Source organism: Janthinobacterium sp. HH104, assembly GCF_001758715.1.
Classification (GTDB): Bacteria; Pseudomonadota; Gammaproteobacteria; order Burkholderiales; family Burkholderiaceae_D; genus Janthinobacterium; species Janthinobacterium aestuarii.
Genome location: NZ_LRIB01000013.1, coordinates 187,292 through 202,253 on the forward strand (window position 1 = coordinate 187,292; position 14,962 = coordinate 202,253).

The 14,962-nt window shown below is 62.4% G+C and carries 10 protein-coding genes; 6 read left to right on the forward strand and 4 right to left on the reverse strand.

Translation table 11 applies throughout. From position 1 onward, the window contains the following. Positions 1-110: 110 nt before the first annotated feature. Positions 111-2,642 (reverse strand): M4 family metallopeptidase, encoded by a 2,532-nt coding sequence (locus tag JAB6_RS01735; RefSeq protein WP_070301151.1) that lies wholly within the window; start codon positions 2,640-2,642, stop codon positions 111-113. A gap of 674 nt (positions 2,643-3,316) precedes the next feature. Here JAB6_RS01735 and JAB6_RS01740 point away from each other — a divergent pair. Both JAB6_RS01740 and JAB6_RS01745 read left to right on the forward strand, forming a co-directional pair. Further along, on the forward strand, positions 3,317-3,973 hold the full coding sequence (locus JAB6_RS01740; protein WP_034746413.1) for a hypothetical protein: 657 nt from the start codon (positions 3,317-3,319) through the stop codon (positions 3,971-3,973). A 93-nt stretch (positions 3,974-4,066) separates the two neighbouring features. After that, on the forward strand, positions 4,067-5,035 hold the full coding sequence (locus JAB6_RS01745) for an IS1595 family transposase (RefSeq protein ID WP_070301152.1): 969 nt from the start codon (positions 4,067-4,069) through the stop codon (positions 5,033-5,035). 59 nt (positions 5,036-5,094) lie between these two features. On the opposite strand, the gene argH is transcribed toward JAB6_RS01745, so the two are convergent. Beyond that, a complete protein-coding gene (argH, locus tag JAB6_RS01750; RefSeq protein ID WP_070301153.1) occupies positions 5,095-6,492 on the reverse strand; it encodes an argininosuccinate lyase in 1,398 nt (465 codons plus the stop codon). Between the two features lie 265 nt (positions 6,493-6,757). Between argH and JAB6_RS01755 the strand changes: the two genes are divergently transcribed. Both JAB6_RS01755 and JAB6_RS01760 read left to right on the forward strand, forming a co-directional pair. Beyond that, positions 6,758-6,964 (forward strand): hypothetical protein, encoded by a 207-nt coding sequence (locus JAB6_RS01755; RefSeq protein WP_034746421.1) that lies wholly within the window; start codon positions 6,758-6,760, stop codon positions 6,962-6,964. Positions 6,965-7,307: 343 nt separating this feature from the next. After that, a complete protein-coding gene (locus tag JAB6_RS01760; protein ID WP_034746423.1) occupies positions 7,308-8,258 on the forward strand; it encodes a GSU2403 family nucleotidyltransferase fold protein in 951 nt (316 codons plus the stop codon). A gap of 132 nt (positions 8,259-8,390) precedes the next feature. On the opposite strand, the gene JAB6_RS01765 is transcribed toward JAB6_RS01760, so the two are convergent. Both JAB6_RS01765 and JAB6_RS01770 read right to left on the reverse strand, forming a co-directional pair. Continuing rightward, entirely contained in the window at positions 8,391-9,779 is a 1,389-nt protein-coding gene (locus tag JAB6_RS01765; protein WP_034746426.1) for a YfcC family protein, read from the reverse strand. A 9-nt stretch (positions 9,780-9,788) separates the two neighbouring features. Then, the gene (locus tag JAB6_RS01770) at positions 9,789-10,925 is read right to left on the reverse strand and encodes a succinylglutamate desuccinylase/aspartoacylase family protein (RefSeq protein ID WP_034746429.1); all 1,137 of its coding nucleotides are present in this window, start codon (positions 10,923-10,925) and stop codon (positions 9,789-9,791) included. Positions 10,926-11,163: 238 nt separating this feature from the next. On the opposite strand from JAB6_RS01770, the gene JAB6_RS01775 reads away from it, so the two are divergent. Further along, on the forward strand, positions 11,164-12,126 hold the full coding sequence (locus JAB6_RS01775) for a MurR/RpiR family transcriptional regulator (RefSeq protein ID WP_070301154.1): 963 nt from the start codon (positions 11,164-11,166) through the stop codon (positions 12,124-12,126). 33 nt (positions 12,127-12,159) lie between these two features. After that, positions 12,160-14,949, forward strand: coding sequence for a TonB-dependent receptor (locus tag JAB6_RS01780; RefSeq protein WP_070301155.1), 2,790 nt, complete (start codon positions 12,160-12,162; stop codon positions 14,947-14,949). The last annotated feature ends 13 nt before the right edge of the window (positions 14,950-14,962 follow it).

Here is a 14,962-nt window from a genome sequence, read left to right on the forward strand (position 1 = left end):
GGCAGCAGGCAAGAGGCAATCACTGCCTCAGGGTAGACTGGAATTGCCAGGAAATCAATCGTGCCGTGCGGGCAAGCCTTGTATCGATGGCTTGCCCGCAATTCAGCCGCTTACTGGGTAACCAGGCTGACCTTGTCGATCACGAACGAGGTTTGCAGCGATGCATCCTCGGTAGCGGCAAACGAAATCTGCACGGTCTGGCCCTTGTAGGCGATCAGGTCGAAGGTGCGGATCTGGTAGCCGGCGGCCTTGTTCACGTTCGAATACGAGGCCAGGGTGCCCAGCACCGTACCGGCGCTGTTCTTCACGGTGACGACCAGCTTGTCGTACACGGTGCTGCCCGTTTCTGCCGTGTCGATATGCAGCGCGAAGCTCAAGCTGGCGGACGTGGCGGCGGCCGGAATGGCCACGCTTTGCGTCAGCGATTCGCTGGCCGTGGTGCCATTGCCGCCCAGCCAGGCGTACTTCGTGCCTTCGTACGCGGTTTGGCCCGTGAAGGTGCCGATGGCGCCCGTGGTGCCGCTCCAGCCCGTGGCGCCGGACTCGAAGCCGCCGTTCGTCACGCGCTCGGTGGCGCTGCTCGTGCCGACCGTCAGGGTGGCGTTGTTCGACGTGGCCGTCACGGCGGGCGACGAGGAATCCGTCACTGTGGCCTTGAAGACGGCGCCGCTGTCGGCCGCTACGGCCGTGAAGCTGTAGGCCGGCGACGTGGCGCCACTGATCACGGCGCCGTTGCGGAACCATTTGTAGGTGTACGGTGTCGTGCCGCCGCCCGCGCCCACGGCGAACGAGGCGGTGGCGCCCGGTGCGACGGTGATGCTGGCCGGCTGGCTGGTGATCGTCACCGCGCCGCCCGTCGTCGATTCATCGACGTCGGCGCCCACGTTGATGGCCGCATACGCGCGCTTGACGGCGATAGACTCGGCGCTGCCCACGCCATACAGTTCCTCGGCTGCCTGCAGCACCTTGTTGCGCGCGTCGGCGTAGTTGGTCGACGAGGTGAACTTGGTGGTGGCTGCCTTGAACCAGATGCGGTAAGCCTTGTCGCTGCCGATACCGGTCATGGCCAGCGGGCTTTTGTTCAGGTAGGAGCTGTAGTAGTCGCTGCTGGACGTGGAGTTCGAACCTTGCGACAGGAAGTAGAACATGCGGTTGTTCGGGCCGCTGCTGTAGTGGACGTCGAGGTTCTTGATGGTGCTGCTCCACGCATTCGGGCTGCTGCCATCCTTGCTCGGCTTGTACAGCCAGCGCAGCGGCTGGCCATTCTTGGCGATTTCCTTGCCCGTCATCCAATCGTTGCCCGTGTTGGGAATCGTGGTGCCCGTGCCGCCGGCGCGCGCATACGCTTCCACCATTTCGCCGGCGATGTCCGAGCTCGATTCGTTCAAGCCGCCCGACTCCTGCGAGTAGATCAGGCCCGAGGTGGCGTCCGTGATGCCGTGGCCCATTTCGTGGCCGATCACGTCGATGGATCCGAGGTTGTTGAACGAGCTGCCGCCGTCGCCGATGTACATGCACTTGCAGCTGCTGTCGTAGTAGGCGTTGTCGTAGGCCGTGTTGACGTGGGCGGCGATGTGGGTGGCCGTGTTGTTGCCGTCCAGGCTGGACCAGCCCAGCACATTCTTGTGCGTGTCGTAGGTATTCATCAAGCCCCACATCGCGTTCACGGCCGCCGTCTGGCCGTTGGCGTTGGTGGTGCTGCCGCCGTTGATGTATTGCTGTCCGTCGCCCCAGGTATTGCTGGTGCTGCTGTACACGCTGCCCGAACTGGTGCCGTGGTTGGCATTCGTGATGGCCATGCCGCCGAAGCTGCCGCCCGTGCCGCGGCTCGGGTCCTTCATGGTGTAGGTGCTGCCCGTGAGCGTGGTGTTGAGCGGCACTTGGCCGTTGTACTGGCTGTTGCCGATGCCGGCCACGGTTTTCAGGGCTTTCCATTGACGCAGGATGCGGCCATCCTTGGCGCTGACGACGGTGTCGTAGTAGACCGGCTTGTTACCGCTGATCATGCGCGTCTGCACCAGGTAGGCCAGCTCGTAATGGTCGACCACGTCCTGCACATCCAGGGCGTTCAGCGCGGCTTCCGATTTGTTCTCGGCGCCGGCCACGCGCACGGTTTTCATGACGGGATAGATCAGCAGCTGCGCATGCGGCGGCACGTGGTCGACGGCCCGCACGCCGATGTTATTCACGGCGGCGGCGATGGCGGCTGCCGCGCTGATGGCGGGCGTGGTGTCGATATCGGTGGTGGCGCTGCGGGTGACGGAATTGACGCCGCCGCTACCGAGGCCGGACGCGCGGTCCGACACGGATTCGCTGACGATGTCGCCGGCGCTGTTGCTGACCACGACCGTTTCGGAACCGAAGACGGGCAAGCCCTTGTAGGTGTGCTGTACGCGGCTCACGCGCGTGCCGCTGACACCAGGATGCTGGGTGCCGACGGCAAAGCCATGTTCGGTATTCAGGCCACGGCTGCGCGCCTGCGCGGCCAGCTTGTTGACCAAGCTGGCGGTCTCTTGTGGAGAAGCCAGGGCGACCGGGGCGGCCATCAAGGTCTGTGGCAGCGGCGTGGCGGCGTCTGCCGTGGTGGCCATCAGCGGCAGGGCGGCGATGGATGCGGCAACTATTGTCAAACGTAAATTCATTTCTGCTCCAGGGTATCGGTTAAGGAAATGGTGAATGAGCTGGCCGCGATGCCTGATGGCCACCCCGGCGTGCCTGGCGGCGGGCGGATAGCCTGCCGTTTTGTTGTGGCATGACGCCGGGTAGGGGGACACTAAACTTGTCGAGATCGCCATGTCAAAAAATTCAAGAAATGGGTCACTCCGCGATTTTTTGTTAAGAATTGAACATTTATCGGCATCGCATCGGTGGAAAGTTTGATCTACCACAAGCTGCAACTTTTGTTATGGACTACTTCCCCTAATGGAGCGTTCTGTTGGAAAAACACTGTTGCCTTTTCTAAATGTTGCGATCTACACTAGCTCTTCGCGTTGTTCCCTGCGGACCACGCGAAGACAAAAAAAGCGCACGCGGCAATGACCGCGTCCAGATACAGCGCATCGGGAAAAAAATCGGGAGTTTCACATGACGTCAGTTCTGTTTTCTGCTGTTGGTTTCAGCCATTTCCCCTCTGGAGCGGCATTCATGCTGCATCCGCCTTCCTAGCCGCCGCCAGCCGGCTCTTCCCCCCGCGAGGGGGATCTTTTCCGCGAGTCCGACCGCGCCGCCCGGCGTGGCCGCTGGCGCAGTGCATCCTTTTTTCAGGAAGGGTTGCCGGCTCCTGGTGCGTGCACCGGAATCACCGGCCCGAAGAACTATGCTTTCGATAGCGACCAAAGTGGAACAGATCGTGATGGAATCGGCCTTTCTCAGCGAGGGATTGGGCCGTGGCTTGCTGAACCTGTCGGAACTGGCGCGCCAGCTGCAGCCGCAATTGCAGACCGACTTGTGGAAACCGGTGGGGCAGGCCGCCGTGGTGATGGCGCTGCGCCGCCTGGCCGAACGGATGCCGCAGCAGAAAAGCGGCGAGATCGTGCTGGCGCACCGCGCGGGAGAGCTGTCCACACGCAGCGAATTGATGATTTTTACCTACCGCTATTCCGACCAGACCTATGACTGCCAGCGCCAGTTGCTGGCGCTGGCCGCACCCCAGCGCGGCACCTTCATTACCGTGACGCGCGGCGTCAACGAGGTGATGGTGATCTGCAGCCGTTCGCTGCATGCGCTGGTGGAAGAGGTGTTCGGCGAAGAGCAGGAACTGGCGCGCCTGGAGCGGGTGACGGCCGTGACCCTGCACCTGGCGCCAGAGACCTGCTACACGCCGGGCGTGTATCACGCCATCCTCAAGCGCCTGGCGTGGGAGCGCATCAATTTGATCAACATCATCTGCACGTATACGGAGCTGACTTTGCTGCTGGAAGCGTCGCAGACGGGGGCGGCTTTTTCCGTGCTGTCGAAAATCGTCGCGCAATGAAAAGGCTCTGTCCCCGCTAAGTAGGGGAAGTCCTAGGAATCTTCCTGTGCCCCTGCTGTCTGACTGTACATCGCAGACAAACGGGAGCCTTCCATGCAGCCAAGCCAGTGGAAAACCTTCATCGCCCAGTTCGCCGCTTTGAGCCACCGCCAGCGGCAGGCAGGCATTGCCCTGCTGCGTGGCGGCGCGCTACACGACGCGACCGTCGCGCTGCTGGAAAATGTGGCCCAGCCGCGATTGGCCTGCCCCGCCTGCAACAGCAACCATGCTCACCGGCACGGCCATGCACACGGACTGCAGCGTTATCGTTGCGTGCCATGCGGCCGCACCTTCAATGCGCTGACCGGCACGCCGCTGGCCCGATTGCGGCATAAATCGTTGTGGCTCGACTACGCCGATTGCCTTCTGGCATCCGATTCCGTGCGCAAGGCGGCGTTACAGCTGGGCGTACACCGCAACACCACGTTCCGCTGGCGTCACCGTTTCTTATCACTGGCAAAGACAGACCGGCCCCATCGACTGCATGGTATTACCGAAGCGGACGAGTTGTATGTGCTGGAATCGGAAAAGGGATCGCGGCATCTGACGCGTCCGGCCCGCTGCCGGGGCGGCCATGCCCACAAGCGCGGCATTTCCAATGAACAGGTCTGCATCCTGGTGGCCCGCGACCGCACGGGACAAACCCTCGATTTCGTCACGGGCAAAGGAACGTTGACGAAAGCGCAGCTGCATCATTGCCTGTTGCCCGTCATCGACAAAGACATCTTGCTGGTCACCGACGGCCATGCCGCCTACCGGGCCTTCGCTCGAGAATCGGGCATCAGTCATCAGGCCGTTAACTTGCGCGCCGGCATCCGTGTGCAGGGTGCCGCCCATGTGCAGAACGTCAACGCCTATCACAGCCGACTGCGGCAATGGCTGGGTCCCTTTCACGGCGTCGCGACGCGCTACCTGCCGAACTACCTGGGCTGGCGCTGGATACTAGATGCCGGGCGCATCCGTTCGCCAGAAACATTATTGAAGGCAACGCTGGGAGCGTTTCCACACCTGACGGTGACATAGCCAATGAAAAACGCCCCGCTGCAGCGATGCAGCGAGGCGTCCGAAGGCGCAGGCGCCGTTTATTTTTCCAGCTGCTTACGCACGCGGGCGATCGCGGCGCGTACCTGGCGCGGCGCAGTGCCGCCCACGTGGTCGCGCGCGGCGACAGAACCTTCCAGGGTCAGCACGGCAAACACGTCTTCGTCCGTCAACGGGGAAAACGCGCGCAGCTGCTCGAGCGACAGGTCGGCCAGGTCGCAGCCCGCGTCGACGCAGGCGCGCACGGCCAGGGCCACTGCTTCATGGGCGTCGCGGAACGGCAAGCCCTTCTTGACCAGGTAGTCGGCCAGGTCGGTCGCCGTCGCATAGCCTTGCAGGGCGGCCGCGCGCATCGCTTCCGGTTTCACCGTGATGCCGCCAGCCATATCGGCGAAGATGCGCAAGGTGTCAATGACGGTGTCGACGGTGTCGAACAGCGGTTCCTTGTCTTCCTGGTTGTCCTTGTTGTAGGCCAGCGGCTGGCCTTTCATCAGGGTCAAGAGGCCAGTCAGGTGACCGTAGACGCGGCCCGTCTTGCCACGCGCCAGTTCCGGCACGTCCGGGTTTTTCTTTTGCGGCATGATCGACGAGCCGGTGCAGAAGCGGTCGGCGATGTCGATGAAGCCGATGCGTGGGCTCATCCAGATCACCAGTTCTTCGGCCATGCGCGACACGTGCATCATCAGCACGGCGGAGGCGGCGCAAAATTCGATGGCGAAGTCGCGGTCCGACACGGCGTCGAGCGAGTTGTGGCACACGTCGTCAAAGCCCAGCGTTTTTGCCACGCGCAGGCGGTCGATCGGGAAGGTGGTGCCGGCCAGGGCGGCGGCGCCCAGCGGCAGGCGGTTGACGCGCTTGCGGCAGTCGGCCATGCGTTCGGCGTCGCGGCCGAACATTTCGACATACGCCAGCATGTGGTGGCCGAACGTGATCGGCTGGGCTACCTGCATGTGGGTAAAGCCCGGCATGATGGTGTCGGCATGCTGCTCGGCCAGATCCGTCAGCGCGCTGCGGAAGGTCGCAAGCAGGGCGGTGATGTCGTCGATGGCGGAGCGCACGTACAGGCGGATGTCGGTGGCCACCTGGTCGTTGCGCGAGCGGCCCGTGTGCAATCGCTTGCCCGCGTCGCCTACCAGTTCGGTCAGGCGTTTTTCAATATTCAGGTGGACGTCTTCCAGGTCCAGCAGCCATTCGAACTGGCCGCTGGCGATTTCCTGCGAGATTTGCGCCATGCCGCGCTGGATTTCCGCGTAGTCGGCCGGGCTGATGATGGCTTGCGCATGCAGCATTTCCGCATGGGCCAGCGAACCTTCGATGTCGAACAGCGCCAGGCGCTTGTCAAAAAATACAGAAGCTGTGTAGCGCTTGACGAGGTCCGAGACCGGTTCGGAAAACCGGGCCGACCAGGCTTCGCCCTTTTTGGAGAATTGATCAGTCATGAAAGAAGTCCTTTAGTGTACGGCGATTATAAACAAGGTTGGCTGGCGGTAGGGCTTTTAGGGGCTTGCAAGGCGCTGAAATGGCCAGGAATGGGGCCGGCAAGCCTCAAATGCCACGGCGATGGCCCGTTGCGCGTTTCATCCGGGCTGTTTGTATTCTGTCCCGCAAATCGTGCGTTTGGTCGCAATCCGATGGCAGTTCAGGGGGGATCGGCCTACAGTTCAATCATCGCAGCACACAACCAGCCACTCAAAGGACACCATCATGAACATCGCTAAAAACATGGAAGCCATCTTCGTTGCCATCATCGCCGTCGCCGCCGCCACCAGCCTGGCCACCGCCGCCGTGCCGAAGTTCCGCGCCGCGCCAGCCGCTTCCGCCGCCCTTGTCGCCAGCGCCGATCAAGCCACCATGCACACCGTGTACGTCAGCGCCAAGCGTTTGAATGCCGAAGAAAAAGCCGCCCTGTAAGCGCGGCCATGCATTGTCTGCAGTATCAGTAAGCCATACCAGTAGCGCCATCAGCTTCAGCAATACAGCATCATCGGCAGTCACCCCGCTTCTTGCCAGCCCACGTGACAGCAACGTCAATACAGCGAGCATTGTCCCTTGCACCATCAGCACGGCTCGGTGGCATGGGCATCCCGTTGGCATCCGTGCAGCGTGCGATCAACCATCGCTTGTGTTCTGGTGCTAGTGTTCTTTTCAGGTTCTATAAAATATCAACACCCGAATATTGCTTTGTAAGTAATTGATTATTATATTTTTTCGGCATAAAATCAAAAAATAGATAAATGTACCGAGGAGCCTAGTCATGCGAGAACGGCCTGCCGACGCCACGCGACAATATATTGATGCGGTCGCCACTTTTGAGGCCTATGAAGATGCTCTTGCCGAGGCCGCCAAAGTGCGAGGGGGTATGTATTGGCATAAGGGGCCTGCCTCAGCGCCTGACGATGCCTATCTGGTACGTACCAGTGCCTCCGGCAGTGAGAAAAGTCTGGGGCGGCGCTCGCCGGAAACGGAAGCAATGTACGCCAGTTTCCGTCAGAGAAAGGAAATGGCTGCCGAGCGGCGAGATGGTCTGAAGGCTTCATTGCTCAAGCATAAACGCATGAACCGTGCACTTCGCGTTGGACGCGTCGCGCCGATTATTGTGGATATTTTGAACCGCCTGGCGGCTACCAGGCTCGGTGAGCACTTTCGCGTGGTTGGTACGCACGCGCTGTATGCCTATGAATCGGCTGCCGGCATGACCTTTGAAGACGATGCGGTAGCAACACGCGATATTGATCTGCTGTGGGATGTACGAAAACGCGTCGCATTCGCTACCGCCTTGAGCAAAGTTGACGTTTCCATGCTGGGCGTGCTTCAGAAAGTGGACCCGACGTTCCGGATCCGGGACGCGCAGAAATATACCGCCGTCAATAAAGATGGATTCGAAGTGGATATTATCCGCCGCGTGCAGGTCGGTGATGATCCGCATCCCATTCGCTTAAGCGATGAGGACGACGATTTCTGGGTGGCGCAAGCACCGCGTGCCCAGGAGTTGCTCGATTCAGCGCAATTCTCTGCGGTCATCGTCGCCACCAACGGTGCTATGGCCAGGATGAATACGCTCGAGCCGATGGCCTTTGTCCGTTTCAAACAATGGATGAGTGCATTGCCCGAGCGCGATCCGCTCAAGCGTCGCCGCGATGCACTGCAGGCGAGTTCAGTCGAGGATGTTGTGCAAGAGTACCTACCGCAGTGGAGCCAGAACTGAGTTGGCAGTGTATGCGCGCAGTAGGGCAGGGCGTCTGGCATCGACGCTGATCATCGCAATCCGGTGGAGACGGTGGGCCATTCACAGCATTTTTCAACTCGCCATCGGCATCGGTCAATGGCGTGTTCCGTTTTACTGCCAGTGCATCAGGCAGGGCGGAATCAATAGCAGCAGCGCCAGCACCAGGTAGATCAGCTGCAGCGGGATCATCCACTTGGCCCACGTGATCCACGGTACGCGCGCCAGCGCCAGCACGCCGACGGTGATGCCGGACGTGGGGATCATCGGCGTGGTGAATTCGCCGAACTGGAAGGCCAGAATGGCCGTCTGGCGCGTCACGCCCACCAGATCGGCCAGCGGCGCCATGATGGGCATGGTCAGCGCCGCCTGGCCGCTGCCGGAATGGATGAAGAAGTTGATCACCGACTGCATGAAGAACATCTTTTGCGCGGCGAAGACGGGGCTCGACGAGGCCACCAGCGGCGTCAATGCATGCAGCATGGTGTCGATAATCTGCGCATCGCGCGCCAGGATCATGGTGCCGCGCGCCAGCGCGATGACCAGCGCCACGCTGACCATGTCGCGCGCACCCTGCACGAACGACGCCACCAGGCTATCCATGTCGAGCCGGCCAACCAGGCCGACGACGATGGCCATCACCAGGAACAGGGCGGCGATTTCATCGATGAACCAGTCGTACTTGACGACGCCGACGACCATCGTCAGCAAGGTCGCCATGAAGATCCACAGCACGGCGCGGTGCGTGCGCGTCATGCCGGCAAAGCTGTCCAGGTCCATCGAGTGCTCGCTGCGCTTCTCGATATCGAGCAGGTAGGTCGGGCTTTTCTCCGGATGGCGCTTGATGCGCGCCGCGTACCACATCAAGAACACGATGCTGACCGCTGTGGCGATGGCCCACACTATCAGGCGATAGCCGATGCCGGAAAAGATCGGCACGCCCGCGATACCTTGCGCGATGCCGACGTTGAACGGGTTCAAAAAGGCGGCGGAAAAGCCCACCTGCGAGCCGATGAAGGGAATCGACACGCCCGTGATGGTGTCATAGCCCAGGGCCAGGGCCAGCGGCACGAAGATCAGGATGAAGGGGATCGCTTCCTCGTTCATGCCGAAGGTGGCGCCTCCCAGCGAGAACATGGTGAAAAAGACGGGGATGATGGCGGCGCGCACGAAGCGCGAACTGGTGTGCGCCTTGGCGATGGCCTTGATCAGCGAATCGAAGGCTTCCGTTTTTTGCAGCACGGCGAAGGCGCCGCCGACGATCAGCACGAAGCCGATGATCAGGCTGGCGTCGACGAAGCCCTTGATGGGCGCCATCATCAGCGCGGCCAGGCCTTGCGGCTTGTTGTCGACATAGTGAAACGTGCCGGGGATGATCAACTGCTTGCCGTTCACCAGCTGGGTGTCGAATTTCCCGCCCGGCACCAGCCACGTGGCCACAGCGATCATGGCCAGGATGCCGCACAGCAGGACGAAGGTATTGGGGAGCTTGAATTTTCTCATGGGTGTCACTTATTGGCTCAGCAGGCTGCCGCCGCGGTAGGCGACGGCTCCGGCGACCTTGCCGACGTTCATGCCGCGCAGGACGTGGCGGTGGGCGCTGCGCGCAAAAAAGACACCGGCGACCGTGCAGCGCAAGGTCGTCGTCTCGCCGCTGACGGGGTCGATCAGGTCGGCCACCGCATCGCCGGCGGCCAGCACCTCGCCCATTTCGCGCAGGTAGACCAGCACACCGTGATGCGGCGCGAGGATCGGCTCCACGCCGGCCAGCGGCGTCGGCTCGCATTGCGGCGCGGGCAGGTTGTCGTCGGCGCCGTCGATCTCCAGCACGCCCTCGATGGCGAGAAAACGCAGCAGGGCGGCGGCGTCGCGTTCGGCCAGGACGTAGCTCACTTCCACTTCGCCGCGCAGTTCGACGGTGGTCGACAGGCAGGCGGCGGGAATCGGATAGCGGCCGCCGAAGTGCGCGTCGAGATCCCACCACAAGCGGCTGCAGGCTTCGTCGAACGGCTCTTCGCCGGCCGCCAGTTCCAGCAGCACGGCGCGCGCGCCCAGGAGCGCGGACAGGGGCGCGATCTGCGCCGCCAGCGGCGTGCCCGTATAGATGTGCAGTGCGGCCTCGTTATCGCAGTGCAGGTCGAGCACAATGTCGGCGTCGATGGCCATGCCCAGCAGGGTTTTCTTCAAGGTTTCCGCATCCGTGCCCGGCCGCCAGGCGGCGATGGCGGCGCGCGCATGCTCGCGTATCAGCGCCACGTTGGCTTGCGCATCCTGTCCCAGCTGGCCAGCCAGCGTGATTTTCAGTTCATCGGCCACGTGGCGGTAGGCGCGGTTGAAATTGATGCCGGTGGTCAGGTCGAAGCGGCCGAACGGTGCGCCATGGATGGCTTGCGCCAGGCCGATCGGGTTGGCAGCCGGCACCAGGATGATTTCGCCGTGGACCTTGCCCGCCGCTTCCAGCGCCAGCAGTTCGCGGCGCAAAAACTGCGACACCAGCATGCCCGGCACCTCGTCCGCGTGCAGGGCCGCCTGGATATACACCTTCTTGCCGCTGCGGCTAGTGGCGGCCGCGGCGCCGAAGTGGAAGCTGCTCAATTGGCAGGACATGCTGGCGTGCGCGGTGGAGATGGGATGCTGTTGTACTTGCATGGTGGGCGCCCCGGAAAGGTGCATGGTTGATGGATTCCGGTCGATTATGTAGCAATATTTTCACGAAGTAAATCAATGAAAATCCTTTTACAAATATTTGTTGAGTTTTCTTTTTGATATGAGTACAGTAAGTTCCAGCGACCCGATTTCGCCTTCCACCAGTGATCCGCAGTGCCCAAGAATACAGGCCGCCAGTGATATGAGAGCATCCGCCAGTCCTGCCAGAAGCAACGCCCCCATGCCATTTGCCACCACGCTGGCGTCGCCCGATGCCGCGTTCGCGCAATCGCCGCTGGGGCAGGCGCTGCTGCACGTGCTGGCTGGCGGCTCGGCTTCGCAGCGGCAGATCGCCGATTACCTGCTGCGCAACCAGATGCGCGTGACGGCGCTGGGCATCGAGGAACTGGCCGACAGCTGCCAGGTGTCGACGGCCACCATCAGCCGCTTCGCACGCGATATCGGCCAGAAGAATTATTCTGCCATGCGCGGCGCCATGGCCGAAACCCTGCAATCGCTGTTGCAGCCGGTCGACAAACTGCGCCGCACGATAGAACGGCGCGCGCGCGCCACCTCGCCCATCACGCAAAGCCTGGAGTATGCGGCCGCGAATATCGCCGCCACGTCCGATGCCCTGTCGCCGCCCGCCATGCAGGCCGTGGTGCGCCGACTGACGCGCGCCAGGGTGGTGTATGTGATGGGTTTTGGCCTGTCGGCCAACCTGGCGGGCATGCTGGTGCAGCACCTGCAACCGTTTTGCCCGCATGTGGTGGAAGTGGTGGGCATCGGCGGCTCGGAAGTAGCGGCCGGCCACCTGGTCAACCTGACGGCGCACGACGTGCTGGTGGTGATCGCGTTTCCCCGCTATACGCTCGACTGCATCGGCCTGGCCAGCTTCGCGCGCGACCGCGGCGCCTGCATCGTCGCGCTCACCGACTCGCCCGCGTCGCCGCTGGCCGAACTGGCCGACCACGCGCTGTACGCGCAAAGCACGCATCCTGTCCTGCCCAGCAGCGCCAGCACGGCGCTGGCCATGATCGAGGCGCTGGCCGTGGCGCTGATGGTATCGAACAAAAAGAACGTAGAAAAAGCGGCCCGCTTGAGCGACGTCATCGCCGCCTATCTGTATGGCGGCGAACATGGCGTGCAGGGCCCACGAAAAACAGCGGCGAAGCAGCGCAAGGCAGTCCAAAAATCATTATAAAAATCAGACATCAACATCAGGGGGAGAGTGACAATGCAGATGAAAAGACAGGACGGCGCCTTGCCACGCGAGTCGGTGCTGGCGCAAGGCGTGCGCGTGGCGCTGGGCGCGCTGAGCGTATCGGCGGCGCTGGGCATGCTGGGCAATGGTGCGCAGGCGCAGGCGCAGGAGCAGGAGACAGAACCTGCACCGAAAAAAATGCAGCGCGTGGAGATCACGGGGTCGGCCATCAAGCGCCTGGAATCGGAAACGGCGCTGCCCGTGCAGATCATCACGCGCGCCGCAATCGAAAAGGCAGGCGTGACGACGGCGGCCGAGCTGATGGCGCGCGTGTCGGCCAACGTGGGCGGCCTGACGGACGGCGCCAGCATCAACGTGGGCGGCGACCAGCGCGGCTTCAACAGCGCCAACCTGCGCGGCGTGGGCACTTCGTCGACCCTGGTGCTGCTCAATGGCCGGCGCATGGCCAACTTTGCCTCGCCCGGCGACGATGCGGGCGTGGACCTGAACAACATCCCGGCCGCCGCCCTGCAGCGCGTGGAAGTGCTGCTCGATGGCGCCTCGGCCCTGTACGGCACGGACGCCATCGGCGGCGTCATCAATTTTATTACGCGCAAGGATTACCAGGGCGTGGAGCTGAACGTCTACGGCAGCCGCACCGATGAAGGCGGCGCGGGCAAGCGCACGGCCAGCATCACGGCCGGCACGGGCGACCTGGCTGCGGATGGCTACAATATCTTCGCCGTGGTCGACCTGCAAAAAACGGACGGCTTGCGCTCCTCGCAGCGCAAGTTCATCCCGAACCTGCAGATTCCGCAGCGCCTCGGGCATTTGCTGTCGAACTTTACCAGCCCGGCGAATATCCGCCTGTCCAGCGCCCAGCGCGAGCACCTGCAGGACAACGGCTTCCTGCTCAATGGCCAGCCGATCACCAACCGCCAGATCAATTTTGGCATTCCGAACTGCGCGCCGCCGGCCAATCTGTACCTGCCGGCGGGCACGGGTGGCGTCGATGCCTGTACCTATAACTATATGGGCGACACGGAGCTGTATCCGAAGACGGACAAGCAGAACCTGCTCACGCGCGGCGTGCTGAAATTGAATAACGATCACCAGCTGTATGCGGAAGTGGCGCTGAGTCGCTCGCGCAGCCATTACGTGGGGTCGTCGGCGCGCGTGATCGGCTACCTCGATTACAGCAAGGTGCCGCAGCTGGCCAATGCGGGTTTCGACACGCTGCTCGATGACGATGGCAAGCAGGTGGAGCGCGAACTGGAACTGCGCATGCGGCTGAACGAGGCGGGCATGCGCACCAGCCAGCTGACCAGCGAGAGCCAGCGCTACGTCGTGGGCGCCACCGGCACGCTCGCCGGCTGGGATTACGACGTGGGCTTCAATCACAGCGTCAATGTGGTGAAGGACCGCGATACCCACGGCTACGTCTTGTACGACAAGCTGCAGGCAGGGATAGCCGCCGGCGACATCAATCCCTTCGGGCCTTCCGGCGCGAAAGGCCGGGGGCTGCTCGACAGCATCCAGGTCGACGACGAGGTGCGCCATGCGCGCGGCGTCATGGACTCGCTCGATTTCAAGGTGTCGCGCGCCTTGATGCCCATGGGCGGCGGCGACATGGCGCTGGCCGTGGGCGGCGAAGTGCGGCGCGAACGCACCGAGTTTCGCCCATCGGCGCTGCTCATGAGCGACAACATCAGCAACGATGCGGCGCCGGAAGGCGGCAGGGGCACCAGCGACAGCCGCAATGTACAAGCCGTCTATGGCGAATTGCTGCTGCCGTTGACCAGGCAATGGCAGGCGCAGTTGTCAGGCCGCTACGACCATTACGAGCAGGTGGGCGGCGCCCTCAGTCCCAAGGTCGGCCTGACCTACATGCCCAGCAAGCAGGTGCTGCTGCGCGCTTCGGCCGGCAAGGGTTTCCGCGCGCCGTCGATGTCGGACTTGCACCGTCCCACCGTCTACAGCAGTACGGCGACCCTGCCCGATCCCGTGCTGTGCGCCACCGTGGACAACAATTATGCCGATTGCGCGCAAGACTGGGATACGCGCCGCTACAGCAACGACAAACTGAAACCGGAACGCAGCCGCCAGTTCTCGGTGGGCCTGGTGCTCGAACCGAGCCAGCACTGGACCTTCAGTGCCGATTACTGGAACATCAGGCGCACGAACCTGATCAGCGAAATCGGCGACGACATCATCCTGGGCAACCTGGCCAAGTACGGCAACCTCGTGCACCGCAACGAGGACAATGAAATCGACTATATCGAGCTGCGCAAGGAAAACCGCGGTGCGCAAAAAGCTGCGGGCATCGATATCACGGCAGACCTGCATGGCGTGCAAACGGCGTGGGGACGCTTTGGCGGCCACCTGAGCGGCACGTATGTGCTGGGCTCAAAAATCCAGACCAGTCCCGGCGACGATTTCATCAGCAATCTCAATCGCTTCGTCACGGACGGCGTGGTGCAGCGCTGGCGCCACACGATCACACTCGATTGGGATAGCGGCCCGTATTCGGCCAGCCTGTCGAACACGTATTCGAGCGGCTACCGGGATCAGAACTCGGCCATCAACATCGATGACGGCAGCTTGGTCAAGCCGAACCGGGTGAAGGCGTACACCTTGTGGGACATGTCGGCGGCCTATGCGGTCAGCCAGCAGTTCAAGCTGCGCGCGGGCATACAGAATCTGTTCAATACCAGTCCGCCATACTCGAACCAGGCCTATTTTTTCCTGTCCGGCTATGATCCCAGCTACACGGACCCGCGCGGCCGGCGCTTCTATGCGAGCGCCAATTACAGCTTCAAGTAAAAAAAGTCGGGGA